Source organism: Polaromonas sp. AET17H-212, from assembly GCF_002379085.1.
Classification (GTDB): domain Bacteria; phylum Pseudomonadota; class Gammaproteobacteria; order Burkholderiales; family Burkholderiaceae_C; genus Polaromonas.
In genome coordinates this window covers 1-4,398 of the sequence record NZ_NBZW01000058.1, presented here as the reverse complement: position 1 = coordinate 4,398, position 4,398 = coordinate 1, and the positions used below count along the sequence as shown (strand labels likewise).

Genomic DNA, 4,398 nt, shown 5'->3' with positions numbered 1-4,398 from the left:
CCTTGAACTCGGGGCTGTGTTTGCGGCGACGCGGAGCGCGAACGCCAGTTTCATTGGAGATAGTGTGCACGTGTCCACCTAAAGTTAAGTGGACACGAGGCTCCTATAAAGCTTGATCGGCTTCAAGATGCCACGGCCAGACGCTTACGCCGCAGTGGACAAAACCCCAGCGCTGGTTCGCGCTCGTGCGCTACATCGTCGAGCGCATATTGGCCATCGCACCTGAACCCCAATCTCGGGCAGACCGCCTTGGGGAATACGTAGCCGAGGAAAATAAGATCAAGAGAGTGGATCCATGATCAAAGTGTGGTCTCGGTGCCGAGAATGTTCGTGATCTGACTTGAGAGTACCCCACCGTTGCCATGGCAAAGCGCGACCTCGGCACCCTTCACCTGCCGTTCGCCACACTCGCCGCGCAATTGGCGCACCGCTTCTACCAGAGTGAACATGCCGTACATGCCAGGGTGGACACAGGAAAGGCCGCCGCCATTGGTGTTAACCGGCAGACTTCCGCCAGGAGCAATAGCGCCACTCGCCACGAAAGGACCGCCTTCGCCCTTCTTGCAAAAACCCAGGTCTTCCAGGAACAGGATGGGGTTGATGGTGAAGGCGTCGTACAACTCGATCACATCCACATCCGAAGGCTTCATCCCGGCCATCGCGAATGCCCTCTGGCCGGAATCCTTTGCCGCGCTCTCGGTGAGATCCGGCATGGCAACGATATTCATATGAGAGGTCGCGGCGGCCGCGCCCAGCAGATACACCGGCTTCTTGGGGAAGTCCTTGGCCCGCTTGGCCGAGACCATGACCAGCGCCGCGCCACCGTCTGTCACTAGGCAGCAATCGCGTACCGTCAAGGGACTGGACACCATGCGGGCATTGAGCACATCTTCCACCGTCAGGGGCCCCTTCATGAATGCTTCCGGATTCATGTTGGCCCACTGGCGCGCCGCCACGGCAACGGCCGCCATCTGCTCTCTGGTTGTGCCGTACTGGTGCATATGACGGGAAGCCGCCAGTGCGTACGAAGTGGCCGGAAAGATCGGGTTGTAAGGAGCCTCAAAGGCAAACGGCCGAACTGACGAGACGAGCTTGCCGCTGCTGGAGCGCTGATTACTGCCGTAGAAAATCAATGCCGTCTCGCACAGGCCTTCCTTGATCGCTATGGCGGCCGAGAGCGTATATGAAAGGAAGGTCGAACCGCCAGAGCGGTTGTTATCGGTGATCTTCGGGTGAATACCCATGATTTCCGCGAGTAACAAGGCCGATAGTGGATTGCAGTCACCAGGCAGAGACCCATAAACGGCATCGACGTCCATGGTGGTCAGTCCTGCTTCGGCCAGCGCCTTATAGCTGGCCTCGACGGCGATGTCTTCCGAGGTACGGCCCGGCGCCTCGCCGAGACCGGCTAGAGACGCGCCTACGATAGCGGCTGCGCCGCGTATGCTGCTGGTCATGATTTTTTCTTATCTTCCTCTGCGGATTCGAAAACGACGAAGGGCCCTTTGTCGCTGCTTTCGATCCTGGTCTTAACCGACATGCCGATTTTTATTTGGTCGTTGCTAACGCCATCCACCCTTGCCATCATGCGCGGACCCTCCGCCAGATCCACCAAGACCACGTTGTAGGGCCCACCCTTCTCCTCCTGACGGTTCACGACGCTGACCGCGTACACGGTACCGCGCCCCACAGCCGGCACCCATTGCAATTGGGTGCTGCCGCAATGAGTGCAGGTGATGCGGGGATAAAATATATATTTACCACAATCGTCGCAGCATTGAATCCGGAAATCGCCGCTTTCCAGATACTCGTGATAAATTCTGCTCGGGCCTGGCCCGGTGAATGCGGTCTCAATCGTCGTGCTCATGAAGTTCATCCTTCTAATATTGTTGGTGAAACATCGCCTCTTTCCAGCCACCAAGAAATGAAAATCGGCCATGTCCAGGACATGGGTGGTTCGGCTTAGATTCAATGGAAGAAGACAATTCGGTGCGAAGCTGCTTATTGCTGGATATCCGCGCGTCCGTTGCTGAGCACCACGAGATCTCGTTCCAGCACTTTGGCGCGCAAGGAAACCACTCCCGCGCTTTTCCACATTTCCACGCGGATGGTCTCGCCTGGATAAATCGGGGACGAGAAACGCACCTGCAGGCCGGTCAAGCGACTGGCGTCGTAACCGCAGAAGGACTTGATGACCGCATGGCCGACGATGCCATAGGTGCATAACCCATGCAGAATCGGCACCGGGAAACCGGCCGCCTTGGCTACTGCGGGATCGCTATGCAGCGGGTTATAGTCGCCGCTTAATCGGTAGATCAGTGCTTGGCGGGGCATGGTGGCGATATCGCAGACAACATCCGGCGCCCCCTCGGGCATCTGGTGCAAGGCCGGTGCCTGTGTCACTGGGCCGCCGAATCCGCCATCGGCGCGGGCGAAGATAGATCCCATCGTTGTGGCTAGATGGTCGCCATTGGCTTTGTCGTACAGCTTGCGCTCCACATACACCACGGCACCCTTGCCTTCCCCTTTGTCAATGATCCTGTCGATGCGGTTATGACCCACGACTGTGGCTTCAGCGGGAAGGGGTTTGTGAACAGCAAGCGATTGTTCACCGTGGACTACCTTGAGGTAGTTGATGCCGACCTCTGGATCCTCACGCATCCAGGAGCCCGGCGAGCCCAGAACCACGGCCATGGTGGGCAAGGCCTTGAGGCTTTTTTCGTAGACGTACTGAAGCTGGTTTTCATCGACAGGGTCGGCGCCGAAGCCAAGCCCCAATGCGTACAGTATCGTGTCGCGCTTGGTGTACGTTTGCTCCGCATCCAGAAACTTCCGCGCCATCAATTTGTCATAGTTGATTGCCATGCCCATTCTCGCTCAGTAATAGATTGTTCAATGTCAAATGCCGTCACCGGAATCGGACATTTCAAAACGGCGTTCGAGACGGCCGTGATTGGCCAGCCGTTCCATCAGTGAATTGACAGGCCACCATCGGCACCGACGACCTGCCCGGTGACGTAGCTCGCGCCCTGCGATGCGAGAAACACGAACACTGGCGCTATCTCAGCAGGTTCCGCCCAGCGGCCCAGCGGTACCCGAGCCAGGTACCCGTCCTTGAAGCGGGCATCGGTCCGAATGACCTCGGTCATCGGTGTGGCAGCACCCGGCGCGACCGCGTTCACCACAATGTTGTACTGGGCCAGTTCCTTGGCGGCGGACTTGGTAAAGCCCAGCAGGCCGGCCTTGGCGGAGCCATAGTTGATCTGACCGATGGTACCCACGATACCGGCGGTGGAGACAACATTGATAATCCGGCCTTCGCGACGATCCCTCATGTCGTTCACTACGGCTTGTAGGCAGTTGAAACTGCCGGTCAAATGCACGCCAATGACATCGTCCCACTGATCCTGGGTCATCTTGTGCAGCATCGCGGTGCGGATGACCCCGGCATTGTTCACCAGAATGTCCACTGGACCGAACTTGGCTTTGACCTGCGCGACCATTTGATTCACTTGCGCCCGATCAGCGACGTTACATTTCACCGCCATGGCTTGGCCGCCTTGTTTGCGGATATCTTCGGCCACCGCTTCGGCCGTCCCCATGTCCATGTCGACCACCACGACCTTCGCGGCTTGGGCGGCATACGCCAATTGCGTTTTTCTTCATGATGGCCTTGTAATCCGCAAGGAGTGCTTCGCCGGGCAAGCCGCGCTTGTTGGCCTCTTTCACCCAGTCCTCCCATGCCTGCTTGGCGGGGGCGATGAATTTGGCTTTTTCCTCGGGTGCCAAGGTGATGACCTCACCCTTGCCCTTGGCTTTGAAGTACGCGCTCATTTTTTCCATGGCATCCGGAACGCTGCGCTCATACGTTTCCGCCATCATGGTCAACAGGGCCGGATTCAACTCCTCTTCAAACAGCGTCTTCAGATCCGCAGGCAGCTTCTCAAAGAACACCTTGTTCATGATCATGTTGATGACAACCGTGGGCGAGTTGATTAGGGTGACGTAGGGAGCCACCTCGAAATACTTCCAACCCACTGCGGACCCCAAACTGTAATGCATCGCGCCAAGGGTGCCGCGCTCCAACGCGGTATACGCCTCTTCCGGCTGCATCGGCGTCGCTACTGCACCCCAGGCCTGGGCGATCGGCACCCAAGCCTTGCCCGCAGCCCGCAGCCTCACGCCTTTCATGTCATCGAACTTGCGGATCGGCTTGCTGCTGAATAGCACGTAAGGATCCGTAACTGCCATCCCCATGTTCTTGACACCAAGCTTGTCGAACACATCCTTCCCATGCTTTTCGACGAACTCCGTCATCACCTTCGCGCCCACGGCTGCTCCAGGCAAGGCGAAAGGCAATTCGCCGACGAGAAGTTTGAAATAGGCCGTATCGTAATA

At 57.8% G+C, this 4,398-nt stretch carries 5 protein-coding genes; all 5 read right to left on the bottom strand.

Annotated features, from left to right (window positions below; genetic code table 11):
* Window positions 1–299: 299 nt before the first annotated feature.
* Window positions 300–1,457, bottom strand: a complete 1,158-nt coding sequence (locus tag B7G53_RS22160; RefSeq protein ID WP_096671782.1) for a thiolase — start codon at window positions 1,455–1,457, stop codon at window positions 300–302.
* Window positions 1,454–1,867 (bottom strand): Zn-ribbon domain-containing OB-fold protein, encoded by a 414-nt coding sequence (locus B7G53_RS22155; protein WP_096671785.1) that lies wholly within the window; start codon window positions 1,865–1,867, stop codon window positions 1,454–1,456. The genes B7G53_RS22160 and B7G53_RS22155 overlap by 4 nt, the downstream gene beginning before the upstream one ends.
* 134 nt (window positions 1,868–2,001) lie before the next feature.
* Window positions 2,002–2,865, bottom strand: coding sequence for a MaoC/PaaZ C-terminal domain-containing protein (locus B7G53_RS22150; RefSeq protein WP_096671784.1), 864 nt, complete (start codon window positions 2,863–2,865; stop codon window positions 2,002–2,004).
* Between the two features lie 104 nt (window positions 2,866–2,969).
* On the bottom strand, window positions 2,970–3,608 hold the full coding sequence (locus tag B7G53_RS22145; protein ID WP_096671783.1) for an SDR family oxidoreductase: 639 nt from the start codon (window positions 3,606–3,608) through the stop codon (window positions 2,970–2,972).
* A partial coding sequence (locus B7G53_RS22140) for a TRAP transporter substrate-binding protein (RefSeq protein WP_176491455.1) occupies window positions 3,532–4,398 on the bottom strand: 867 nt, incomplete at its 5' end. The genes B7G53_RS22140 and B7G53_RS22145, both read right to left, overlap by 77 nt.

Coding starts and splice junctions, on each gene's coding strand:
- B7G53_RS22145 (WP_096671783.1), bottom strand. CDS start 3,608: ATGGACATGGGGACGGCCGAAGCGGTGGCCGAAGATATCCGCAAACAA.
- B7G53_RS22150 (WP_096671784.1), bottom strand. CDS start 2,865: ATGGCAATCAACTATGACAAATTGATGGCGCGGAAGTTTCTGGATGCG.
- B7G53_RS22155 (WP_096671785.1), bottom strand. CDS start 1,867: ATGAGCACGACGATTGAGACCGCATTCACCGGGCCAGGCCCGAGCAGA.
- B7G53_RS22160 (WP_096671782.1), bottom strand. CDS start 1,457: ATGACCAGCAGCATACGCGGCGCAGCCGCTATCGTAGGCGCGTCTCTA.